Source organism: Devosia sp. Z6_126, assembly GCF_058133495.1.
Genome location: NZ_JBYUNO010000007.1, coordinates 1 through 22273, shown reverse-complemented (window position 1 = coordinate 22273; position 22273 = coordinate 1). Strand labels below are relative to the sequence as shown.

Annotated in this window: 24 protein-coding genes and 1 tRNA gene; 11 read left to right on the top strand and 14 right to left on the bottom strand. The window is 61.0% G+C overall.

Features of this window, described 5'->3' with window-relative positions; translation table 11 throughout:
* Nucleotides 1-6: 6 nt before the first annotated feature.
* Together AC3YOG_RS20000 and AC3YOG_RS19995 are read right to left on the bottom strand one after the other, a co-directional pair.
* On the bottom strand, nucleotides 7-1236 hold the full coding sequence (locus tag AC3YOG_RS20000; protein WP_489936372.1) for an NAD(P)/FAD-dependent oxidoreductase: 1230 nt from the start codon (nucleotides 1234-1236) through the stop codon (nucleotides 7-9).
* A gap of 18 nt (nucleotides 1237-1254) precedes the next feature.
* A complete protein-coding gene (locus AC3YOG_RS19995) occupies nucleotides 1255-1974 on the bottom strand; it encodes a GntR family transcriptional regulator (RefSeq protein ID WP_489936371.1) in 720 nt (239 codons plus the stop codon).
* 274 nt (nucleotides 1975-2248) lie between these two features.
* Between AC3YOG_RS19995 and AC3YOG_RS19990 the strand changes: the two genes are divergently transcribed.
* From AC3YOG_RS19990 to AC3YOG_RS19980, 3 genes are all read left to right on the top strand, one after another.
* A complete protein-coding gene (locus AC3YOG_RS19990; protein ID WP_489936370.1) occupies nucleotides 2249-3283 on the top strand; it encodes a proline racemase family protein in 1035 nt (344 codons plus the stop codon).
* 10 nt (nucleotides 3284-3293) lie between these two features.
* The gene (locus AC3YOG_RS19985) at nucleotides 3294-4307 is read left to right on the top strand and encodes an Ldh family oxidoreductase (protein ID WP_489936369.1); all 1014 of its coding nucleotides are present in this window, start codon (nucleotides 3294-3296) and stop codon (nucleotides 4305-4307) included.
* Between the two features lie 100 nt (nucleotides 4308-4407).
* Complete coding sequence (locus AC3YOG_RS19980; RefSeq protein ID WP_489936368.1) at nucleotides 4408-5370, top strand: dihydrodipicolinate synthase family protein; 963 nt, start codon at nucleotides 4408-4410, stop codon at nucleotides 5368-5370.
* 89 nt (nucleotides 5371-5459) lie between these two features.
* On the opposite strand, the gene thmT is transcribed toward AC3YOG_RS19980, so the two are convergent.
* From thmT to AC3YOG_RS19945, 7 genes are all read right to left on the bottom strand, one after another.
* Nucleotides 5460-5651, bottom strand: a complete 192-nt coding sequence (gene thmT / locus AC3YOG_RS19975; protein WP_489936367.1) for a 2-hydroxymuconate tautomerase — start codon at nucleotides 5649-5651, stop codon at nucleotides 5460-5462.
* A 2-nt stretch (nucleotides 5652-5653) separates the two neighbouring features.
* Nucleotides 5654-6694: a trans-3-hydroxy-L-proline dehydratase gene (locus AC3YOG_RS19970; protein WP_489936366.1), complete on the bottom strand. Its 1041-nt coding sequence runs from the start codon at nucleotides 6692-6694 to the stop codon at nucleotides 5654-5656.
* Nucleotides 6694-7806 (bottom strand): cis-3-hydroxy-L-proline dehydratase, encoded by a 1113-nt coding sequence (locus tag AC3YOG_RS19965; protein WP_489936365.1) that lies wholly within the window; start codon nucleotides 7804-7806, stop codon nucleotides 6694-6696. Before AC3YOG_RS19965 ends, AC3YOG_RS19970 begins: the two co-directional genes overlap by 1 nt.
* A gap of 26 nt (nucleotides 7807-7832) precedes the next feature.
* The gene (locus tag AC3YOG_RS19960; RefSeq protein WP_127754539.1) at nucleotides 7833-8555 is read right to left on the bottom strand and encodes an amino acid ABC transporter ATP-binding protein; all 723 of its coding nucleotides are present in this window, start codon (nucleotides 8553-8555) and stop codon (nucleotides 7833-7835) included.
* Nucleotides 8548-9201 (bottom strand): amino acid ABC transporter permease, encoded by a 654-nt coding sequence (locus tag AC3YOG_RS19955; protein ID WP_127754540.1) that lies wholly within the window; start codon nucleotides 9199-9201, stop codon nucleotides 8548-8550. Before AC3YOG_RS19955 ends, AC3YOG_RS19960 begins: the two co-directional genes overlap by 8 nt.
* Nucleotides 9202-9211: 10 nt before the next feature.
* Nucleotides 9212-9877, bottom strand: a complete 666-nt coding sequence (locus AC3YOG_RS19950) for an amino acid ABC transporter permease (RefSeq protein ID WP_489936364.1) — start codon at nucleotides 9875-9877, stop codon at nucleotides 9212-9214.
* A 106-nt stretch (nucleotides 9878-9983) separates the two neighbouring features.
* Nucleotides 9984-10799, bottom strand: a complete 816-nt coding sequence (locus AC3YOG_RS19945) for an ABC transporter substrate-binding protein (RefSeq protein ID WP_489891255.1) — start codon at nucleotides 10797-10799, stop codon at nucleotides 9984-9986.
* Between the two features lie 365 nt (nucleotides 10800-11164).
* On the opposite strand from AC3YOG_RS19945, the gene AC3YOG_RS19940 reads away from it, so the two are divergent.
* The gene (locus tag AC3YOG_RS19940; RefSeq protein WP_127754543.1) at nucleotides 11165-11608 is read left to right on the top strand and encodes a GyrI-like domain-containing protein; all 444 of its coding nucleotides are present in this window, start codon (nucleotides 11165-11167) and stop codon (nucleotides 11606-11608) included.
* Between the two features lie 101 nt (nucleotides 11609-11709).
* Entirely contained in the window at nucleotides 11710-13011 is a 1302-nt protein-coding gene (locus AC3YOG_RS19935; RefSeq protein ID WP_489891256.1) for a hemolysin family protein, read from the top strand.
* A 37-nt stretch (nucleotides 13012-13048) separates the two neighbouring features.
* On the opposite strand, the gene AC3YOG_RS19930 is transcribed toward AC3YOG_RS19935, so the two are convergent.
* Nucleotides 13049-13327, bottom strand: a complete 279-nt coding sequence (locus AC3YOG_RS19930) for a carbohydrate kinase family protein (protein ID WP_489936394.1) — start codon at nucleotides 13325-13327, stop codon at nucleotides 13049-13051.
* Nucleotides 13328-13573: 246 nt separating this feature from the next.
* Here AC3YOG_RS19930 and AC3YOG_RS19925 point away from each other — a divergent pair, with 246 nt between their 5' ends.
* A complete protein-coding gene (locus AC3YOG_RS19925; protein ID WP_489936363.1) occupies nucleotides 13574-13900 on the top strand; it encodes a hypothetical protein in 327 nt (108 codons plus the stop codon).
* Nucleotides 13901-13947: 47 nt separating this feature from the next.
* Here the strand turns inward: AC3YOG_RS19925 and AC3YOG_RS19920 are convergent.
* Nucleotides 13948-14024, bottom strand: a tRNA-Met gene (locus tag AC3YOG_RS19920).
* A 180-nt stretch (nucleotides 14025-14204) separates the two neighbouring features.
* Between AC3YOG_RS19920 and AC3YOG_RS19915 the strand changes: the two genes are divergently transcribed.
* The 5 genes from AC3YOG_RS19915 (at nucleotide 14205) to AC3YOG_RS19895 (ending at nucleotide 17339) form a co-directional block, all read left to right on the top strand.
* Nucleotides 14205-15242, top strand: a complete 1038-nt coding sequence (locus AC3YOG_RS19915) for an aldo/keto reductase (protein ID WP_489936362.1) — start codon at nucleotides 14205-14207, stop codon at nucleotides 15240-15242.
* Nucleotides 15243-15311: 69 nt separating this feature from the next.
* On the top strand, nucleotides 15312-16001 hold the full coding sequence (locus tag AC3YOG_RS19910) for a DUF599 domain-containing protein (RefSeq protein ID WP_127754556.1): 690 nt from the start codon (nucleotides 15312-15314) through the stop codon (nucleotides 15999-16001).
* A gap of 140 nt (nucleotides 16002-16141) precedes the next feature.
* The gene (locus tag AC3YOG_RS19905) at nucleotides 16142-16432 is read left to right on the top strand and encodes a (2Fe-2S)-binding protein (protein WP_248305160.1); all 291 of its coding nucleotides are present in this window, start codon (nucleotides 16142-16144) and stop codon (nucleotides 16430-16432) included.
* Entirely contained in the window at nucleotides 16398-16883 is a 486-nt protein-coding gene (bfr, locus tag AC3YOG_RS19900; RefSeq protein ID WP_127754558.1) for a bacterioferritin, read from the top strand. Before AC3YOG_RS19905 ends, bfr begins: the two co-directional genes overlap by 35 nt.
* A 27-nt stretch (nucleotides 16884-16910) precedes the next feature.
* Nucleotides 16911-17339: a VOC family protein gene (locus AC3YOG_RS19895; protein WP_489936361.1), complete on the top strand. Its 429-nt coding sequence runs from the start codon at nucleotides 16911-16913 to the stop codon at nucleotides 17337-17339.
* 15 nt (nucleotides 17340-17354) lie between these two features.
* Here the strand turns inward: AC3YOG_RS19895 and AC3YOG_RS19890 are convergent, their stop codons facing one another.
* From AC3YOG_RS19890 to AC3YOG_RS19880, 3 genes are all read right to left on the bottom strand, one after another.
* Entirely contained in the window at nucleotides 17355-18329 is a 975-nt protein-coding gene (locus AC3YOG_RS19890; RefSeq protein ID WP_248307262.1) for an alpha/beta hydrolase, read from the bottom strand.
* Nucleotides 18330-18452: 123 nt separating this feature from the next.
* The gene (locus tag AC3YOG_RS19885; protein WP_489936393.1) at nucleotides 18453-19658 is read right to left on the bottom strand and encodes a lytic murein transglycosylase; all 1206 of its coding nucleotides are present in this window, start codon (nucleotides 19656-19658) and stop codon (nucleotides 18453-18455) included.
* A 160-nt stretch (nucleotides 19659-19818) separates the two neighbouring features.
* Complete coding sequence (locus tag AC3YOG_RS19880) at nucleotides 19819-22035, bottom strand: mechanosensitive ion channel domain-containing protein (RefSeq protein ID WP_489936360.1); 2217 nt, start codon at nucleotides 22033-22035, stop codon at nucleotides 19819-19821.
* Nucleotides 22036-22273 lie beyond the last annotated feature (238 nt).

Sequence of the window (22273 nt, the reverse complement as noted above, 5' to 3'; positions counted from 1 at the left end):
GCCAAGCTACTGGAAGCGGGTGATCGAGAACGGCTGCGGTGCCGAACTGGTGCCCTCCACCATCCCGGCAATCAAATTGGCCGTGACGGCGCTCAACGTCAGGCCCAGATGACCGTGGCCAAAAGCATATAGTATGCGCGGATCCCCCGGATGGCTGTCGATTACCGGCAGTGAATCGGGTGTGGAGGGCCGCCGGCCCATCCATTCCTTGCCCCCTTCGGGCAGCGAAGGCACGTAGCGCCGCATCTTCTCGCGCATCGCCTTGGCGCGGGCAAAATTGGGCAAAGTCTCGGGCTTGGCCAGTTCCACCGCACCGCCTACGCGCAGCCCATCTACGAGGGGCACCGCCACAAAACCATGATCGGCAAAGCCCACTGGCAATGCCAGGTTCCAATTCAGGTCCGTGAACGTCGTGTTATAGCCGCGCTCGTTCTCGAGCAGCACTTTGAGGCCCAAGCCGCGCACAAGATCGCGCGACCACACTCCGGCAGCAACAACCACCCTGTCGAACACCTGCTCCTCGCCACCCTGCAGCATGACGGCAATGCCGGCCTCTCGCTGGGTCAGGGAAAGCACCCGGCCCTGCTGCAGTTGGCCGCGCCCACGAATAAAGTCCTGGAAGTGCCGCAGGACGCTCAGCGGGTTGGAGACCATCCAATAGCCAGGCTGGTACACTGCACCAAAGAACCTCCCCTCGAGCTGGGGCACCATGGCTCGGGTCTTTTGAGGAGTTATTGCCTCGAAGTCATAGCCAAGCGCAGCCCGCACCTGCCCGGCCTCGCGCACCGCGCCGTCCAAACTGGCATGGCTGTTGTGGAGCGAGATAAACCCGGTTTGCCGCAGGTGCCCTGCCAAGCCGGCACTAGCAGCCAATTCTTGGTGATCCGCCAAGGCCGTTTGCATCAGGCCCGTCAGAGCCTCGCGGGCGAGCGCACCGCGTTGTGGCGTCGAGGCCGCCAGAAAGGCGACCAACCAGGGCATCAATGCCGGGACATCCTGCCAGCGCAAGGTCAGTGGCCCCAGTGGATCCATCAGCCATTTGGGTACTGCGGTCAGCATGCCTGGGCTGGCTATCGGCGCAATTTCGGGCAGGGCAATCAGCGCCGCGTTTCCCGACGAGGCTGGCAAGCCCCCGGGTTCGGCATCAAACACCGTTACAGCATGGCCCTGGCCAATCAGTCGGGTCGCAATCGCCGCGCCAACAATACCCGCGCCTACGACGCCGATCTTTTTCATCTTGCCCTGCCTTGAACGCTACAATGTGATTTTGGATACCGTTTCACGGTTGATGTAGCTTTGGATCTGCTTGACGATCTGTGCCGCGTGCTCGGCGGCCAAGGCATCCGCGCGATCAGCGTCGCCCGCTTCAATCGCCTCCACCATCAGGCTATGGGCTTCCACATATTGCTGGGGCAGCTTGTCATCAAACGAGCGGTAATAGATGCGCAGGATGCGTCGGCCTTCATCGAGGAGGCGCGCAAAGAGATTGGTGAAATAGCTGTTGCCGCCCGCTTCGGCGATGGCGACATGGAAATCCCGATTGGACTGGATCATGGCCAGCGCGTCGCGACGCGCCACGGCTTGCGCATATTGGGCCTCGAACTTGCGTATCGTCTCGATCTGCTCGGGCGCGTGATGCACCGCCGCTGCCCGCGTCGTTACTCGATACATCAGCGTCAGCGCCTCGAAGTAAACCGGCAGCTGGGCGAAATCGATGGTGGCAACCACGGTGTTGCGATTGGGCAGTGTCTTGGCCAGCCCTTCCGCCACCAGGCGCACCAAGGCCTCGCGGATCGGCGTGCGCGACATCTGGAACTGTTCGGAAAGCGTCACCTCATCGAGGGGACTGCCGGGATCCAGGGTAAGGTCCAGAATGGACTGTCGCAGCGTTTGATAAACTTTTTGCGCGCCCGACCCCCGGATGCGACCGGGTTCACTGCCAATCTTGGCCGTTTCGCTGGCTTTGGTTTTCACGGCGCGGCTCCCGGCATTCGCGGCGCACAAGGGCCGGCAACAATCACGAACCGTTGTGCCGGCGTATTGCCCAACAAAGGGGCCGGCCAGCACGTCGACGGATGATCAGCGATGGGCGAGCTTAGCGGCAATTGCGGTTCCGGTTCAACGCCGGAGAACGCACCCCTGAGCAGCTTTGTTTGTCGACAGATTGGATATACCGCCGGTATGGTGTCAGGTGGCCGGAACTGCGGATGCCCGGCCGGGTGGCTCAATCTGCAAAGGAAATCCTCCCATGCGCTGGTCCAAGACCGTAACCCTTGTTGAAGCCCATGCGGAAGGGGAAGTTGGTCGCATCGTCACGGGCGGGGTTATCGATGTTCCCGGCGCCACCATTGCCGACAAGCTGCGCCATATCAACGAAGTCGACGATAGCCTCCGGCGCTTCCTGGTTTTCGAGCCGCGCGCTTCGGCCCAGATGAGCACTTGTCTCATTTTTCCCCCAACACGTCCGGACGCTGATATCGCCTTCATGATTTTGCAGGGCGACAAGGCTCATGCGATGTCGGGATCCAATAGTATTTGCCTCACCACCGTTCTGCTCGAGACCGGCATGCTGCCCATGGTCGAGCCCGAAACCATCGTGCGGATCGAGACAGCGTCGGGCCTCGTGACGGCGCGGGCCAGTTGCCGTAACGGCAAATGCGAACGGGTTACGCTCACCATGAACCCGTCCTATGCCCACCAGCTCGATGCCGTGGTCGATGTGGCGGGGTTCGGCAAGGTCAAGCTCGACATCGGCTATGGCGGGATTTTCTATGCGCTGATCGACCCGGCGCAACTCGGCCTCGAGATCAGGCCGGACCAGGCCAAGAAACTGGTGGAGGCGGGCAGCGCCATCCACCGGGCCGTCAATGCTCAGCTCGAGATTGCCCATCCCGAGATCGAGGCCATCAAGGGCATATCCTACACTATGTTCACCAGCTTCAACGAGGCGGGCGAACTCAAAGGCGCCACCATCATGCCACCTGGCCGGATCGACCGGTCACCCTGCGGCACTGGCAATTCCGCCCGTCTTGCCGTCGCGGCAGCGCGGGGCCTAGCCAAGCCTGGCGACAGGTTCACCGCCCGATCCATCATCGATTCCACCTTCGAGGTTACTTATGCCGGCGACACCACGGTGGCCGGCCGCCCGGCGGTGCAGCCCATTATCTCGGGCCGCGGCTGGATCCATGGCATCCACCAGATCGGCGTTGATCCTAGCGACCCCTATCCGCAGGGTTACTCGGTTGCCGACACCTGGGGTGATGCCTTCGATTTAATGAACTAAGGGCATTGCTGTGACACAAACGTCCACCCTGCGGCTTGACGAAGCCTTTGACCTCAGCGTTGCGGTGCTGGTCCGCAACGGCTTTGCCATCGATCACGCGACGGCAGTCGCCACCGTGGTTTGTGCGGGCCAGCGCGACGAGTGTCATTCGCATGGCCTTTATCGTCTGTTGGGCTGCGTCCGGTCCATCCGGGCGGGCAAGGTGGATGGCGTGGTGCAGCCTGAACTGTTCGACCATGCGCCCGGTATTGTGCGCGTCGATGCCAAAGGCGGCTATTCGCTGCTGGCCTTTGAGGCCGGCCGCACCATGCTGGTCAACAAGGCGCGGCAGAATGGCATCGCGGCGCTGGTGATCAACCACTGCTACCACTTTTCGGCATTGTGGCCCGAAGTCGAGGCCTTGGCGGCGCAGGGTGTTGTCGCCATCGCCATGACCCCTAGCCACAACTGGGTTGCGCCATTTGGTGGCACCAAGCCCGTGTTTGGCACCAATCCGCTGGCTTTCGCCTGGCCGCGTCCGGGCAAAGATCCCTATGTATTCGACTTCGCCACCTCCAGCGTGGCGCGGGGGGAAATCGAGCTGCATCGCCGCGCCGGCAAGCCAATCCCGCTCGATTGGGCCGTGGATGAGAGCGGGGCTCCGACCGACAGCGCAGAAAAGGCGCTTAGCGGCGCCATGACGACGTTTGGCGGCCATAAGGGCTCGGCGCTATCTACGATGATCGAGTTGATAGCGGGGCCGTTGATCGGCGATCTCAGCAGTATCGAGTCCAAGCAATTCGATAACGGCGCTGGCGCAGCACCCTATCACGGCGAACTGCTGCTTGCCTTCGACCCCCAGGTCTTCACCGGAGTGGAGGCGTCACGCCATGCCGACCGGGCCGAGATCATCTTTGATGCCATTATCGATCAAGGCGCGCGCTTGCCGTCGCAGCGGCGCTATGCTGCGCGGGCGCGTTCGCTTGCCAGCGGCGAGGTTGAAGTTCCCAGTGCCTTGCTGGCCGATATCCGCGCCCTGTTGTAGGCAGGCTTGCGCTGTCGACAAAAAGGATACAACGTGGCATGAATGGTAAGTGAACCGGGCAGGTGCGTTGACGCCTGCTCGTTTGCTGGACGAGGACACGATGCAAACCGAAATTTTCACGGGCGTAATTCCCGCACTGATGACGCCGTGCAAGGCGGACCGTAGCCCCGATTTCGACGAACTGGTCCGCAAGGCCACCGAGCTCGTCGCTGCCGGCATGTCCGCCGTGGTGTATTGCGGCTCCATGGGCGATTGGCCCCTGCTCACCGATGCCCAGCGCATGGAAGGCGTGGCGCGCCTGGTCGCGGCGGGCCTGCCCGTGATTGTTGGCACCGGTGCAATCAACACGGCCTCAGCCGTCGCTTTGGCTACACACGCGCAACAGGTCGGCGCGGCTGGCTTGATGGTCATTCCCCGGGTGTTGTCGCGCGGCAATTCCCCCATCGCCCAGCGCCACCATTTCGAGGCTATCCTCGCCGCCGCACCAACTCTGCCCGCGGTAATCTATAACAGCCCCCATTACGGCTTCGAAACCAAGGCCGACCTGTTCAACGCCCTGCGCGCCAAGCATCCCAACCTTGTCGGCTTCAAGGAATTTGGTGGCCCCGCAGCCATGACCTATGCCGCCGAGCACATCACCAGTGGCGATGCCAATGTGGTGCTGATGGCCGGCGTCGATACCGGCGTTTACCACGGCTATGTCAAAGCGGGCGCGACCGGCACCATCACCGGCATCGGCAATGCCCTGCCCCGGGAGATCCTGCACCTGGTGGCCCTGTCGAAGGCCGCCGCCGTCGGCGATCCCGATGCCGGCATCCGCGCCCGGGAACTGGGCGAGGCGCTGGAAATCCTCTCCTCCTGGGACGAAGGCACTGATCTGGTGCTCTATTACAAGTTCATGCTCGAGTTGCAGGGGGAGGACGCCTACAAGCTCCACTTCAACCCCACCGACGAGCTGTCACCGACCCAACGCGCCTGGGCCGAACGGCAATTCAACCAGTTCAAGGCCTGGTATTCCCAGTGGAGCACCCTGCCCGGCGCTGTGCAGAACTACACGCGCTGAGGCGCTCACCACAACAAGAAGGCTCCCCAATGGGGAGCCTTCTTGTTTTTGGCCCGATACGACGCGCCGGGGGGCGGTGCCTTGCAGATCTAGGAGGCGGGCTTGTCCAGCAATTCGCCGGCGACTGCCCAGTTCTGTCGGGCCACATCATCAAAGACGATCCAGACACTCTCCCGCTTGGCCCCGGCATGCTCCACGACGGCATCGGTGATGGCCCGCGCCAAAGCGGCCTTCTGCTCGGGCGTGCGCCCTTCGTTCATTTCGATCTTGATGTAAGGCATGCTCAGAAACGGCCCTCCACTGGCCAGGTATCCGAAAGGCGATAGCCGGTTGGATAGGGATCGGCGGGATCCAGCATGTGCTGGTGCGTGCCGGTGATCCAGGCGCTGCCGGCGATGATGGGCACGATGGCCTTGCGATCGCCCAGCATGGTTTCGCTGTCAATACGGCAATCAAAGCGCGAGCCGATAATGGACCGGCCGATAAACGCCTCGCCCACCTTGATCTGCCCCTTGGCGTGCAACACCGCCATACGCGCCGAACAGCCAGTGCCACAGGGCGAACGGTCAATCTTGCCCGGGCGGATGGCCACGGCGTTGGCGGCAGTCAGCACGCCGTTTTCGTCCCGGGTTACGGGCGCGGCGATCTGGCAAAAGGAAAAGTGGCTCCATTCGGCATGCAGCGGGTGCTGGAACCCCAATTGCTCATTGGCGGCCCTGGTGATCTTCATGCCCATCAACGCAATGTCGCGCGCCTCATCAGGCGCAATGGCGAAGCCCAGGGCTCTGCTGTCGACGATCACGAAACTGTCCCCGCCATAGGCGGTGTCGACGGTGAGCGTTCCCACGCCTTCGACTTCCAGGGTGGCGTCGAGTTTGTCGGCAAAGGAGGGGTGGTTCTTGATCGCGACCCGTTCAGCCTTGCCGTTGCGGCACTGGGCGACGACCTCGATCAACCCACCTGGTGCTTCGAGCACCATGCGCGTTTCCGGCTCCGTCATCGGGATAATGCCCGCATCGAGCAAGACGGTCGAAACGCACATGGAATTGGAGCCCGACATGGGCGGGGTATCCTGCGGCTCCATGATGATCCAGCCCATCTGGGCTTTTGGGTTCTTGGGGGGCACCAGCACATTGACGTGCCGGAACACCCCGCCCCGTGGCTCCTGCAGCATGAAATTGCGCAGCGTTTCGTCGGTCGCAAGGAATGTGCGCTGCTCCCAGATCGTGTCACCCGGCGGTGGCAACACGCCTCCGGTTATCACATCGCCCACTTCCCCCTCGGCATGACAGGAGACCGTCTGGATGATCTTGCTGGTGCGCATCAGGAAGACTCTCCGATCACCAGCACCGGCTCGCCCAGCACGTCGAACTTGGGCGTAACGCCGAGACCGGGCTCGTTGGACGCCGACATATTGCCGTTGACGCGCTGCGGCGCACCATCGGCGATGGACACGGTGCCGTAGGAATTGAAGTCGGTGGCCGACAGGTAGAACTTTTCGGGCGTGGAGCAGGCCAGATGCGCGATGGCGGCGGTGACAATGTCGCCCCCCCAAGTATCCTCGATGGTCATCGGAATGCCCGAGGCGACGCACAGGTCGCGCATCAACTTGGCCTTGGTCAGCCCGCCGACCTTGGATATCTTGAGGTTGATCGCGTCCATCGCGTCTTCGGCAATGCCCTTGAGCAGGGTATCGGCCCCACCGATCACTTCGTCGAGCACGAACGGCAGGCTGGTGCGCCGACGGATTGAGACGCTTTCCTCATAGCTCATGCAGGGCTGCTCGATGTAAACATCGAGGTCTCGGACAGCATTTACCACGCGAGCGGCATCGGCCATGGTCCAGCCGGTATTGGCATCGCATACCAGAATGTCGGTGGGCTTGAGGATGTCGCGACAGGCGCGAATGCGCTCGATATCGTCATTGGCATTGCCGCCGACCTTGAGCTGGAACTTGGTATAGCCCTCGGCGCGGTGGCCATCGATCTTGCGGGCCATGGCCTCGGGATCTTCCTGCGAGATGGCGCGGTAAAGGGCGACTTCCTCCTGCTCAAGGCCGCCGAGCAATTTATAAACGGGAAGCCCCGCGACCTTGCCCAGAATATCCCAGCAGGCAATGTCGATAGGCGCCTTGGCATAGGGGTGTCCGCGCAGCACCGCATCCATCTGGCGATTAAGTGGCCCCAGATCGGTCGGGTCCATGCCAATGAGCTTGGGCCCGATTTCGCTGATGCCGGCGCGCACGCCCGCAGCATAACTCGGCAAATAGGCTGAGCCCAGCGGGCAGCATTCAGCATAGCCGGTGATGCCGGCATCGGTCTCCACCGCCAAGACGGTGGAGTCGAACACCTCCATGAAATTGCCGCCCGACCAGCTATAGCGACCTTCCTTGAGTGGCAGATCAACCTGCCACGCTTTGATAGCGGTAATTTTCATCTGGATCGCACTGCTGGTGAGTTCGGCTAAAGCACCGAAGCTAGGAATTCTCTGGTTTCCGGACGCTGGGGATCGCCGAAAATCTGCTCGGGCGTCCCGATCTCATGCACCTTGCCGGACTTGAAAAAGGCGACACGGTCGGAGACTTCGCGAGCAAAGGCCATTTCATGGGTGACGAGGATCATCGTCATGCCTTCCTTGGCGAGCAGACGCATGGTGTCGAGCACCTCACCCACCAGTTGCGGATCAAGGGCGGATGTGACCTCGTCGAACAACATGTATTGCGGGCTCATCGCCAGGGCGCGCGCGATGGCCATGCGCTGCTGCTGCCCGCCGGAAAGCTTGCCGGGATAGGCGTCGAGCTTGTCCCCAAGCCCCACATGCTCAAGTTGCTGACGACCGATCGCCTCGGCCTCGGCGCGGCTCTTGCCCAGCACTTTGCGGGGGGCCAGTGTGACGTTTTCCAGTACGGTGAGGTGGGGAAAGGCGTTCCACTGCTGAAAAACGATGCCGATCTTGGTGCGCAGCTTGTTGAGGTCGGTCCCCTTGGCATGCACGTCCACGCCATCGACGCTGATCTTGCCACCCTGGATCGCCTCGAGGCCATTGATGCACATCAGCAGTGTCGACTTGCCCGATCCCGAGCCACCGATGATCGACACCACCTCGCCCTTGGACACGCTGAGGCTCACGTCGTCCAGGACCCGCAGCTCATTGTAGGATTTCTGGACGTTCTCGATCTCAATCATTCTCGCGCCATTTCTTTTCCAGTTTGGCGCCCAGGCGCGAAATCGGGAAGCTGATGATGAAGTAGATCAGCCCGGCTATGCTGAGCACAAATAGCGGCTCCTGAATGCGGGTGACGATGATCTGCGATGAGCGCAGCAACTCGATGATGCCGAGCCAGGACACCAGCGCTGTATCCTTCATCACCCCAAGCGTCAGGCCGATCCAGCTGGGGAGCATGATACGCAGCGCGATGGGGTAAACGATATTGGTCATGTCCTGCCACCAGGTCATGCCCAACGAGCGTGCCGCGCGACGCGTCGTCACCGGCACGGCGGCAATGCCGCCCCGGACCAGTTCGGAACAATAAGCGGAGGTGTAGAGCGCCAGCACCACGCAAGACACGATAAAGGCGCTGATGTTGAGCCCGGCGATCGCCTGGAACGCGTTGACCAGGACGAGCTGGATCAGCAGCGGCACCGAGCGAAAGATATCGAGCAGAAAGGCCAGCGGAGCGCTCGCCCACCAAGGCGTAGTCGCCCGGAACACGCCGAACACGATGCCGAGGATCGTGCCGCCGAGCATGGCCCAGAAGGTGATCAGGAGGGTGACACCAGCCCCCTGCAGCAAAAAACCGATATCGTTGAGGCTCAAGCCAGTTTGGAACATGACTGCCCCCTCAATATCGGAACAGTCGGTAGGCAAGAAGGCGGGCACCCAGCGTGACCGCCTTGGCAAGCAGGTAATACATCACCGCGGCCAATGCGAAATACTCAAAGGTTCGGAACGTCTTGACGTTGAGTTGCTGGGTGATGCCAGTGAGATCGGTATTGAGCCCCACCACGACGCCCAGCGAGGTCATCAGGATCGCCCACACCATCTGGTTGGTCACCGGGTAGAACACGGCACGAAACATCTGCGGCAACACGATGAGCCGGAAAGCACTGATCGGGCCAAAGCCGAGGGAGCGCGCGGCGCGCACCTGAGTGGCGGGAACGGCCCGCAGCCCACCCCGGAAGGTCTCGGCAAGATACCCGGCATTGTTGAAGGCAATGCCGGCCAGCAGCGCCACGAAACTGTCGAGATGGATGCCGAACTGCCCGAGGCCGAAATAGGCCATGTAGATCTGGAACAATGCCGGCGTATTGCGGGCAATCTCGATCCAGGTGCTGGCAAGGCCACGGACAAACTTGCTGCCCGAGCCACTCATCAGTGCCAGCAACACGCCAATGATGATGCCGATGATCATTGAAAGGATGGCGAGCTGCAGCGTCACCACGGCTCCGCCCAGCATCTGCGGCAACGCTTGAAGCGCCGGACGCCAGTGGAAGGTATAATTAAACATCAAGGGCGCGTTCTAACCATCAGGGCTACAATTCTCGCGGCGCTAGAGCTCACCGTAGTGGCGCAGAAAAAAAGGAGCGCCTGCCCGGGCGCTCCTTGCCAGATACTTAGTAATAAACGCCCGGAACCGTCAGGTTCGGCGGCTCGCCTTCACCAACCCACTTGGCGTAAAGCTCGGCATAGCGGCCGGTGCGGACCTGCTGATTAACAAAGAGGTTGAGGTAGTTGAGCAAGCCCTGCTCGTTGCGCAGAGTGATGAGACCAACATAATCGATTTCGTAGGGCGCCTTGCCGCCCATGACGAAACCGGGGAAATTGCCGGTGGCGATGGTGGAAGCAGCGACGGTGGAGGTTACGACGGTCGCATCGATCTGGCCCTGCGAAAGCGCCAGCATCACGTCCGCCTGGGTCTGGTAGGAACGGAACGAACCGGCCGGGTCAGCCCATTCGTTGACGCTTTCTTCCAGGGCCAGAGCCTCATAGGTGCCAGAGGTGGAGCCCACCTTCTTGCCTTTGAGACTGTCGTAATCGGCGATACCCAGGCCTTCCTTGGTCAAGACCACCATTTCGAAAGCAAAATAGGGGATGGAAAAACCAACGGTCTTGGCGCGCTCGAGCGTATCGGAGGTCGAGGCAACGCCGATATCGACGCGCCCAGAAACCAGCGCGGGGATGCGGTCGGGAAACGGGGTTTCGACGATTTCTGCCTGCACGCCGAGCACCGCGGCAAGGTCGTTGCAAGTATCGACGTCAAATCCGACCGGGTTGTTGTTTTCGTCGCGAGATCCCATCGGCGGGAAATCCAGCACCACGGCGCAACGCAGGGTGCCCGACGCGATAATGTCATCGAGCTTGTCGGCATAAGCAGGAAGCACGGTCGTCAAGGAGGCAAGCGCCAAGGCGGCGGTAAGCAAGAGTCTCATGGTGTCCCCTTCTCGTACAGCCGAGCATGGCACTCGACGTGTCGATCCTAAGTAAAGAAAGCGTATACCAACGCTTCGAAGCGTCAATACCCCAGGGAGGTCTTTTGTGCGCAAGCTGTCGACAGCAACACTGCGGATGGCTACCGGTGTCTCGGCGTGTGGAGGTCTTCGTGGTTAGTTTCTCATCCTAAAGCCAGCGAGCACTCACTGCGGCGAGGATATGAGCTCATCGCCTTGCCGCCAAGCCGACGGGCTGTGCTATGTAAGGGCTCTGACCAACAAGCGCTCCGCAGCAAAGAATGCAATCTCGCGCTGACGAGGCGCGCTGCAGCCGCGCTCGCTCAAACCGCCTGGACCGGTTACCAATGATCGAACTCATCGAACTGCCCGAACTCACTGCCATCGGCATCATGGTCGAGGCGCCCGAGCCAGAACTGGCACAAGCAATCTCGAGGGCATGGACCTGGCTGTTTGAAACCGAGACCGGAGCGTCGAGCTTTCTTGCCGCCTCGATCGGCGTTGAGGGCGCTATCCATCGTGAACTCGTGGGCTTTCTGGCCGCCCGCAAAACCGATGTGCCTGCCGGGATGATCCTCCATGAGATCCCGGCACAACGCTATCTGCGGATCGGATATGAGGGACCCGTGAGTGGCATAGCCGATGGGTTTGCCCAGCTTTATGCGTACGCCGCAGCACGCGGCCTAACCGCCACAGAGTTCAAACTCGACTTCGGCTACATCCCTGGACTACCAGCGGTGCGGCATGAACTGCATGTTGCGCTCGCCCCGGAGATCCTTCGCCTCGGCTAAGAGCTTGAGCCGTGCGGCCCCGCTTGGAAGACATGCCCCCTGCCGATTGGACGTGCAGTGGGCGTGTCGCTATGAAGACCCGGCATTAACTGGAAAGCAATATGACTCCCATCCTTGGCGTCTTGCTGATCATCGGCCTGATCGGCGTCAGCGTGATCGTGTCGCTGTCGGAAATCGCCTTCGCCGCAGCGCGGGAAGTGCGCATCCGCGCGCTGGCTGAAGGGGGCGACAGCAGGGCCCTGCGGTTCGTCGCGCTGCGGGGCGAGGCGGGCAGCGTTATCACCGCATTGCAGATCGTTACCAATGCCGTGTCGATCTTGGCGGGTACGCTCGGGCATGATGCGTTTGGGCCGGTTTTCGCCGACGCCCTGCGGCTGGTGGGCGTCGCCCCTGACCTGGCCCTGCCGATCGGCTCCGTGCTGGCCTTCTTGCTGGTCACCATGCTGTTTGTGCTGCTCGCGGACCTGACGCCCAAGCGCATTGCCATGCTGGTGCCCGAACAGGTCGCCCTGTCGCTGGTGTGGTTTCCCGAAACCTCGGTCAAGGTGCTCAAGCCCCTGGTCTGGTTCTTCGGCAGATTGTCCGACGTGATCATCGGCTGGTTCAACATCGAGTCCAAAGTGGCTGCCGACGAAGTCACGGCCGAGGACTTCCGGCTTATCCTGGCCGGCGGTGCCGCGTCAGGCATGCTGATGAAAAACGAACATCGGCTGATCGAAAATGTCCTGGCGCTCGAGTTGCGCAGCGTCACCTCGGTGATGACCATTCGCGACGACATCGTTTATCTCGACATCAGCGACCCCCATGAGGTGCAGCAGGACAAGGTGCGCCGCCGGCCGTTTTCGCATTACCCCATCTGCGACGGGGGCATCGACGCGGTGATTGGCTGTGTTCGCGCCGAGGACGTGCTGGTCACCGCGATGGACAAGCATGGCGAGGTGGATTTCGCCAAGGCCCGCCGCGACGTGCTATCAGTGCCCGACACGCTCAATGTTTGGGAGGTCCTTGCCGAGTTCCAAGCCCAGAGCACGGGCTTTGCCCTCGTGGTCAGCGAATACGCCCATGTGGTTGGCGTGGTCACCTTCAAGGACCTAATGGGCGCGCTGATGCAAGGCCTGGCCAACCCCTTCGAAGAGCAGGCAATTCTCAAGCGCGATGAGCAGAGCTGGCTTGTCGACGGCGTAGCGCCGTTCGTGGATGTCACGCGCACCTTGGGGATCAAGCACCTTGAAGCCGAAGCGGCCTATGAGACCATTGGCGGCTTCATCGTCCATCGGCTGCGCCGGGCGGCCCGCAAGGGCGACAAGGTGGAAGCAGCCGGCTATGTATTTGAGGTGGTGGACGCCGACAAAATGCGGCTCAACCAGCTGCTGGTGACCAAGACAGGCAAGGCGAAAGGCTGACTCCCGCCGCCTTAGCACCGGGCACGGCCGCAATCAATCAAGCTTCAGCCCGCAAGCTCCCGACGCCGCCCGAAGCCTGAACGGAACGGCTACCGGCATTGATTGCTGCGGCCAGGCATGCTTGCGGATCGGCGCCGCTGAGCCAGGCGTGCAGGAACCCGGCGTTGAAGGCATCACCAGCGCCGGTGGTGTCGATCACCTCCACCTTGGGGCTCGGCAGACGGAAAATCTGGCCATCAACGGCAAGCAAGGCGCCCTCCGCGCCGCATTTCAACGCGACGCAAGGAAAATACCGGGCCAACTCTACCAACGCCACTCTCGGCGAACTCCATCGAGGACATTTAAGCCCGGGCGAAACAGGGTGGGAAAAGAACAGCAAGAAAGCGCTGCAGGACCGAAGCGGCTGTAGGCAACAATCTCTCACGTCGAACCTGAGCTCGGCAACTTGCTGCTGGCCGTTAGAAGTGGCGCATTCTCTCCGACTATCCAAAGCGAGCTCTCGTGTCTCGGAGCCGAGAAAACCCGTCTAGAAGACGAACTTTCTGCGAGCGAAGGACCGCGTATGCCGGCACCGCCCTTGGTGAACAGCAGCATGATACACATCGACTTGCGCGCCGTGGCCATCACGGTGAGCGTGGTGTTGGAGATCTCCACGCCTACCGGCACTCTATGGAACGGAACGATAGTCGAGAAGATCGTGGTTCGCCCTGGAAGGAAGCACATCGACCTACAGGTTCACGGCAAGCTTCCCGTCATCCCAGCGTCGGTGCGTGCTTGCGAAATCGAGGAGGAGGCGATCCGCGCGAAGTACAAGGATCGATTTGGAATCCTCCGCGCAGAAGGTCACTTTGAGACGTCGGGGATCGACTGGAACTCATGCGACGCATAACGCCTAGATACAAATAAAAAAGCGCCCTTGCGGGCGCTTTTTTATTTTGGTTGCGGGAGCAGGATTTGAACCTGCGACCTTCAGGTTATGAGCCTGACGAGCTACCGGGCTGCTCCATCCCGCGTCAACCGTTTGGCTAGCGCCGAACGTGACGGGTATATACGAGCTGGTTCGGGATAGCTCAACCCCTAAACGACGACAAAAACGCTTTCTTGGGGAGAACGCGTCTGCTCGGCGCGGCCAAGCTCGCTTTACCGCACACGCCAGCCCTGCTTAGTGTGCCGCCGCAAACCGGAATCGATTCATGAACACCAGACGTCTTGGCCGTACCGACATCCACGTAACCGAACTGTGCCTTGGCACCATGACCTGGGGCAGCCAGAACACCGAAGCCGAAGGTCATCGGCAAATCGATATGGCGCTGGAAGCCGGTCTCAATTTCATGGATACCGCCGAGCTTTATGCCGTGCCCGGCAGCCCGCAGACCTCCGGGCGTACCGAAGAAATCATCGGCAGCTGGTTTGCCAGTTCCGGCAAGCGCGACAAGTGGATTCTGGCTTCCAAGATTGCCGGCGGCGGCTCCAAACATATCCGCGACGGGCGACGATCAGATGGCGAATCGATCCGAGTGGCGGTGGAGCAAAGCCTGAGCCGGCTGCGGACCGACTACCTCGACCTTTACCAAATCCATTGGCCCTCGCGCGGCCACTACAATTTCGATAACTCGTGGACCTACGCGCCCCACAAGCAACAGACAGCGGACGTGCTTGGCAATATCGAGGACATGCTCGAAACCCTGGGCGCGCTGGTCCAGCAGGGCAAGATACGGCACATCGGCGTTTCCAACGAGACCACCTGGGGGATAACACAATGGCTGCGCATCGCCGAGGCCAAGGGGCTGCCCCGCCTTGTATCCGTGCAGAACGAATATAGTCTGCTGCGTCGCCACTTCGATCTCGATCTTGCTGAGCTGAGCCACCACGAGGATGTCGGGCTCCTTGCCTATTCCCCGCTCGCCGCCGGTATTTTGACGGGCAAGTATGCGGGTGGCACCGTTCCCCCAGGCAGCCGAGCTGAGTATCAAGGCGGCATGTGGCGACTGAACGAGCATTCTGAGGCGGCCACCCAGGCCTATATTGCCCTGGCGCGCGAGCATGGATTGGATCCGGTGCAAATGGCACTCGCGTTCTGCCTCACCCGTCCCTTCTTGACGTCGGTCATTGTTGGGGCGACCAGCACCGAACAGCTGGCCACTGCGCTGGGTGCTGCCGATTGCGTGCTGTCGCCCGACGTTCTGGCCGGCATCGAGGCCATTCACCGCCGCTATCCGCGCCCGATCTGATCGGGCGCATTCCCAATTGCCGCATTGGCGCAGTAAGCTCGGTCACCACAACCATACCAACGGGCTGCGATGACCCTGCTTACCACTGTCTTTCCGCTGCTCTGCTACTTCGCCTACAACATCATCGTGCCGATGGTGGAGCGGCGCCGCCCTTCATTGTCGGTGATCATGAACATGCAGCGGCGGCGCTGGGTGGCGAATGCGGCACGGCGCGAAAGCCCGTTTGACGCCATCCTTTCGGGCAACATCATGCAGTCCGTCAGCTTTCTTGCCTCCACCGCCGTGCTGCTGGTCTTGGCGGTGTTCGCAGTTTTTGGCCAACTGCCCGCGCTGATGGACGCTCTGGAGTCCCTGTCGCTGGATCGCACCTATTCCATCGTCGAAGTGCAGATGCATCTCGTCGTCATGCTTGCCATGTTCGTGCTGGCCTTTTTTGCCTTCACGCTCTCGCTGCGCCAGTTCAATCATTTCTGCATCATGCTGGGTGCACTCGATCACGAAACCCAAGCCACGCCCGAGGAAATCGACGCGATTGCTCATATGAACGCCCTGGGAGCGCGCAACTTCAACAGTGGCATCCGCGCCTACTACTTCTCTGTCGCCACAGTTGCCTGGTTCGTGTCCGAATGGTTGGCCGTGGCGGTCTGCCTTTGCACCGTCCTGGTACTGGCTTATCGGGAATTCTTCTCGACGGCGCACCGCACCGCGGCATCGGCTGCCCTCATTGCCGCCAGACGCCAGAAGGGACAACAGCAATAGCTCCGTCCGGCAGACGCTGCGCCTGCCGCGGATTAACCGACACCATTTTGTGACATTGACAATCAGCAATAACGAACGCTACTGCACTCCCATCCACCCACGGGAAGTTCTGGCACGCTATGCTCGTCTGCCAATGCAACATGATTACCTCCAAGCAGATCGAGGACATCGTCCTTGAACTGCTCGAACAAGATCCGTGGCAGTTGGTCGTGCCCGCAAAGGTCTACCGCGAACTGGAACGCCGTGCTAAATGCGGCGGCTGTGTACCTAATGTGGTGGACATCATCGTCCGCGTGACGGAGAGCTTCCACCTGCAGCAGGCACGAACCCCGGGCGAACTTGTCGATGTACAGGCCCGGTTGGAAAAGCTTAAGCAGAAACGGAACGGAGTACCGCGTGAAGGGCGAACCACAGGTCATAGAGCGGCTTAACGAGGCCCTCTTTCTTGAACTCGGTGCAGTCAACCAATACTGGGTGCACTACAGGCTGCTCGACGACTGGGGCTATCGCAAGCTCGCCGCCAAGGAGCGCGCCGAGTCGATCGAAGAAATGCACCACGCCGATCGCTTGATCGAACGCATCATTTTCCTTGAAGGCCATCCGAATCTGCAGCGCGTTGCGCCGCTGCGCATTGGCCAGACCATCAAGGAAGTGCTCGAGGCCGATCTGGCCGGCGAATACGAGGCGCGTGAAGCCTATCGCACTAGCCGCGAGCTCTGCTCACAGCTGCACGATCATGTTTCCAAGCAGCTCTTCGATGAACTGCTCGCCGATGAGGAAGGTCACATCGACTTCCTTGAAACCCAGCTGGACTTGTTGGCCAAGATTGGCGAGGAGCGCTACGGTCAGCTCAACGCCGCTCCAGCGGACGAGGCCGAATAACGCCACATACGGCTCAAGAGGCGCAAGATGATCTGGCATGTTGGACGACTGATCGACCATGTTCATCTTCGTGCCCGTGACTTCGAGGCCAGCCGGCGCTTCTACGAAGCCGCACTCTTAACCCTTGGCCGCCCCATTGAGCATGGCGGCCAAGGCTGGTTTCAGGTGGACGAGTTGTTCGTCGACGCTGCCGACGCAGACTCCGCGCCAACGCACATCCATCTAGCCTTCCAGGCTCGCGATCGCGAAACGGTGGACAAGTTCTACCAGGCAGCTCTTGCCGCTGGCGGCAAGGATAATGGCGCGCCGGGCGAGCGTTCCTACCACCCGGGCTATTACGCCTGCTTTGTGCTCGACCCCGACAACAACAACATCGAAGCGGTGTTCCACGGCCCCGCAGCACGCTCGGCTGAATCGGTCGAGCTTCGGCCGATCACTGAAACCGAGCAAAGCTGAAGGCGCAGCTGATCGTCACTGCGCGATGGGCTGAAACATTGAATTGAGCTGCTCTGCGATCTGGTCCATCGGGGCAATCGCCTCCGGCAGCTGCTCGGGCGCTTCGGGCGCCACTGCCGCGTAAGGCACCCCGCTCGGGAACGCACCAAACATCTGGAAGAACGACACCATGTCGTCGAGCACCGGCATGCGCCAACGCCAGAGCGAGCCCATGGCAATCACCGGCTCCATGTGACCAAAGCCTTCATAATATTTGGTGGTGACCCAAACGCCATTGGCCTTCAGCACCTCAGCGAAGTGCTGGGTGTTCTGCATGCGCACAATAGGGTCGGTGGTGCCGGTGGCCAGATACATGGGTGGCGCATCCGGGCCAACAAGATTGATCGGCTGCGTGCCTTCCGGGTTCGGTGCCGAGCCAAAGGCTTCGCGCACCTCACCATATTCGAACGGGTAGAAATCATAAGGCCCCGAGAGCGCCGCAACGCCCCGGATCGACAGCGTCACTCCATATTCGCGCAAGAATGACGGCTCCAGCGCCAGCATGACCGCGTTGTAGGCGCCGGCCGAATGCCCGGCCAGGAACAAGCGATTAGGATCGCCGCCATAGTCGGCGATGTTGTCCTGCACCCACCGGAGTGCATTGGCACTGTCCTCAAGAAACCCAGGGAATCGCACTTCGGGTACATGGCGGTAGTCAGCGATCACCGTGACAAATCCGCGGGCGGCGAGCGCGCGGCCCGCGAACTGGTAGTCGCTCCGCTCGCCGCGATTCCAGCCGCCCCCATAGATAAAGAAGACGACCGGTGCAGCGGCGCCACGCTGCTCGGGGGCGTAGATGTCCAGCTTGTGCCGGGGTCCGTCGGCATAGGCTAGCCCATCGGCCACCTTGGCGGTACCGCTGTCCATTGACGCAGGAAGGTTGAACGGGTCCATCACTGACACGGCCAGGGCCGGGCTGGCTTGGAGTGAGGAAGCCAGCAGAACGGCCATAATGGCTCCGCGCAGCGATCTGATCGAGACAAGTTTCATCATGGGGCAAAGCAATCGAAGTGCGGGATAACGAAGATGCCCGGCCAAGCCGGGCATATTGTGACGGCGGATGAACTCTTGAGACTAGCGCTTCAGGGAGTCCAGCAGGCGCCCGGAGATATAGCCGTCAGCCGGCAATCCCGCCTTGGCCTGGTAGGCGAGGACAGCAGCCCGGGTCTTGGGGCCGAGCACACCGTCTGGAGAGCCGATATCAAATCCGGCGCGGGCCAACAGGCTTTGGAGCTCTGCGCGTTGGCTCTTGTTCAGTGCATAGTCCCGGGGCCAAGGGGCAACAAAGGGACCGCCGCCGATGATCCGGTCGGCCAGATGTCCAACGGCCAGAGCGTAACTGTCTGAGTTGTTGTAGCGTTTGATCACTTCGAAATTTGGCAGCAGCAGAAAGGCGGGCCCCGAGGCACCTGTTGGCAAGTAGAGCCGGGCTGTATCGCTGGAGCGAGGGAATGGCTTGCCGGAAGCTCGGCTGATACCCATCGCCTGCCACTGGCTGACCGAGGCGCGCTCCATCTGCCGCGCGGCAGCGAAATTGAACCCTTGTGGGAGGCGAACTTCATAGCCCCAGGTCTCGCCCGGGCGCCAGTTGAACGACTTGAGGTAGTTGGCCGTAGAGCCCAAGGCATCAGGCACTGAATTCCAGATGTCCTTGCGACCGTCACCGTTGAAATCAACAGCGTAGCGCATGAAGCTTGAGGGCATGAACTGGGTGTGCCCCATGGCGCCCGCCCAGGATCCCACCATGTTACGGGGGCTTACATGGCCATCCGAAACGATGCGCAGGGCGGTGAGCAGTTCATCGCGGAAGAAATCCGCTCGATAGCCACCTTCCGTTAGCGTCGCCAAGGCATGGATGGTGTTGTTCCCACCCATGAAGCCACCGAAATTGGTCTCCATGCCCCAGATCGCCAGCACGACCTCGGGCTGCACACCATAGCGCTGCGCCGCCGCAGAAAGCGTCTGGTTCCACTCGGCGCGCATTGCTCGCCCCTTTGCCGCTTGCGCGTCCGTCACTCGCTTGGTGACATAGTCTGACGCCAATGAAGCAAACTCAGGCTGCTTGCGCGTGAGCTCCATGACTTGAGGGATCGGACTATACCCAGCAAACGAAGCTTCAAAGGCCTTCCGGCTCACTCCCCTTGCTTCCGCTTGTGGCCAGAGGCCACGAACGAAATCGGCGCTGTTGGCAAGCGCAGGCGCGCTTCCGAAGTTCAACAAAGCGGCAAAACAAAGCGCTACAATCGAGTAGCGCGACCTTCTGAGCGACGGGTGCAACATCAAGTGAGCCTCCGGAGAGTGCGAAAAGGCTTAAGCGAGGCGGCTAAAGCCGGTCTGCGCGATGGCGGTTGTCTCGCCACCGCTACCACAAACTTAACTATCCGGATTAAGATCACCTTAAGGCTCCGGTTCAAGCAGATCACGTCGACGTCATTGCCGCTCACGCGAGGGCGCGTTGGTTGTCATCGCCACCAAAGGGCACGCTTGCGTCAGCTGCGCCCTTGGCCCGTACATAGGTGATGTGCGGATAGGGAATCTCGATTCCGCGCTCTTCGAACACCGTCTTGACGATCTCGCTATAGGTCCGGCCCGTGCCCCAGTGCTTGCCGGGGAGGGTCTTGATGCGCACCCGCACCACCACGGCCGAGTCGCCAAACGCAATGATCCCCTGCATGTCGAGCTCGTCAATAATCTCGTTCTTATGCTCGGTTTCCAGCAAACGGTCAAAGGCGTCCCGCAGCGCCTGCTTGACGACGCTAATATCGGACTCGTAGGCGACACTGATTTCAGCCACATGGAAGGAGAAACCCTTCACCATATTGGAAACCAGATCCACCGAGGAGAACGGGATCAGGTGCAGGGTTCCGGTCTGATCGCGAATGCTGACCGACCGGATGGTGAGTTTCTCCACCACCCCGGACTTCCCACCGGCCTCCACCACATCCCCCTCGTTCATGACGTTTTCGAACTGGATGAAAATGCCGGTGATGATGTCTTGCACAAGCTTCTGGGATCCAAAACCGATAGCCAGACCCAGCACACCAGCCCCTGCCAGCAGCGGCGCGATATTGACGCCGATCTGTGCCAAGGCCAGCATCACGCCAAACACCACCAGTGCGATCGTGAAAGCATTCTTGAACAGGCTCAGCAGAGTTTTCTCGCGCGCTGTCGGCATCTTGCCGGCTCTGGCGCTGAGCCGAAACTCGATCCACGACGCCACGACAATATAAAGCACCACGCAGGCGAGAACGATAAACGCTGCGGCGATGAGGGAGCCCACGATCTCCTGGCCCCGTTCCGAACCCAACCAGCCGAGTGCATCGAACATCCCCCAGGCCTGCACGACGGCGAGGACAACACCCGCAACGACCACAAGACGGATGATCTGCATGACCCGGGGCACAAAGGCTTGCAGCCGCGTTTCGAGGAGAGGCAAGTTCTGGCGCACATCCTCAGGCAAACTCAAACCGAAGCGGATCACCCGAGAGATGGCGCCCGAAATAGCCATTCCGGCCAGGACCGCGATGGCAGTCTGGAAGGTTGCGCCCAACATGAACGGGAGGGCCCCGTCCGGATTGGCAAACCAGGCGACCAGCAGTGTGAGGAGGTAGGCGATGGCCACAACGTGCCAATAGCGGCCCACAAGAAGCAGCGCCTGACCGACCCCGTCATTGCCGCGCTCCGCGGCAACCTCGGTGAGCCGGGCTCGTGCCCCTTCCTTGCACTGCAGCACCACGATGATGGCCAATGCCACCGATGCGGTCATGGCGATAACTTGGACGGCGGCGGCCGCGTCACGCGAAACACTACTTGAAAGCACGGGAGCGACGAAAAAAAACGTATAACCGAGCAGCGATACCAGCCGGCCGGTGCAGAACGACCAATAAGCCGCGTCGCTGTTCGAGAGAGGAGTCCAGCGTAATGCCGCCGAACGCGGGGAAAAAACCGTATGGACCAGCAGCTTGCTGAGTTCCACCAATAGGAACGCGTTGAGCAACAGCGACTCGTTGACTCCCACCTGCCCGCCACGGTCTCTGGCCAAAGTCAGCGCGGTAGCAAAACCAATCCCCCAGGACATCAACACCGAGGCGCCGTCGATCAGCGCCGCCGCAACGACGGCCCCTGTCCGTACGCGCCATCCGCGCGCCGCCACCCGGCCGGCTAAACGCTGCTGCAGCCAAATGACGACGATGCGCAGGGCCATCAGGCTGCCGAAGAGGCCCGCAGCAACGAGCGCGAGGTTCAAGGCTGCGGTACGCACCTGGGCAAAGTCGGTACTGAGGGCCGCGTTGATGCTACCGCGAAAGTCCTGCACGACGTGAACAAACGCATCGGCGGCGCGCCCGGCGGTTTTGGACAGAGCCCTTGTATGTTCTGCCAGTTGACGGGCGACGCTCAGCGTCGGGGCCGGCTCCTCTATTGTTGCGCTGGCATCCTGGCCTGCAGCCCCTTCCAGGCGCTCAATGAGCGCCTGCCGGGCGGCATCGTTCTCGAGGATCTCAATCAACTGCCTGACGCTTTGATCGTCCTGGACCTCGCTATCGCTAGCCGTAGCCGGCTGGTCTGCGGATGGAAGAAGAGGCACCTGAGCGAGCGCACCGCCCGTTAGCGCCGGTGCGAGCATGCACAAGATCAAAAGAATACGCGCAAGGATCATGAAGGATGGGGCCCGGAAGTTTGGGAGCGGGAGAATGGTGGTAGCATACTGGGCCCACACCACGGCAAGGATATGGCCTCTTCCCTCCCCCCTGCTTCATTGCTCCGAACGCGAAAAAGCCCCGCCTCATTTCTGAGGTCGGGGCTTTTGTTTTCGAGATTGTATTGAGACATCCGTTTTTGGCAGACCTGGCAGCGACCTACTCTCCCAAGCCTTAAGACTTAGTACCATTGGCGCG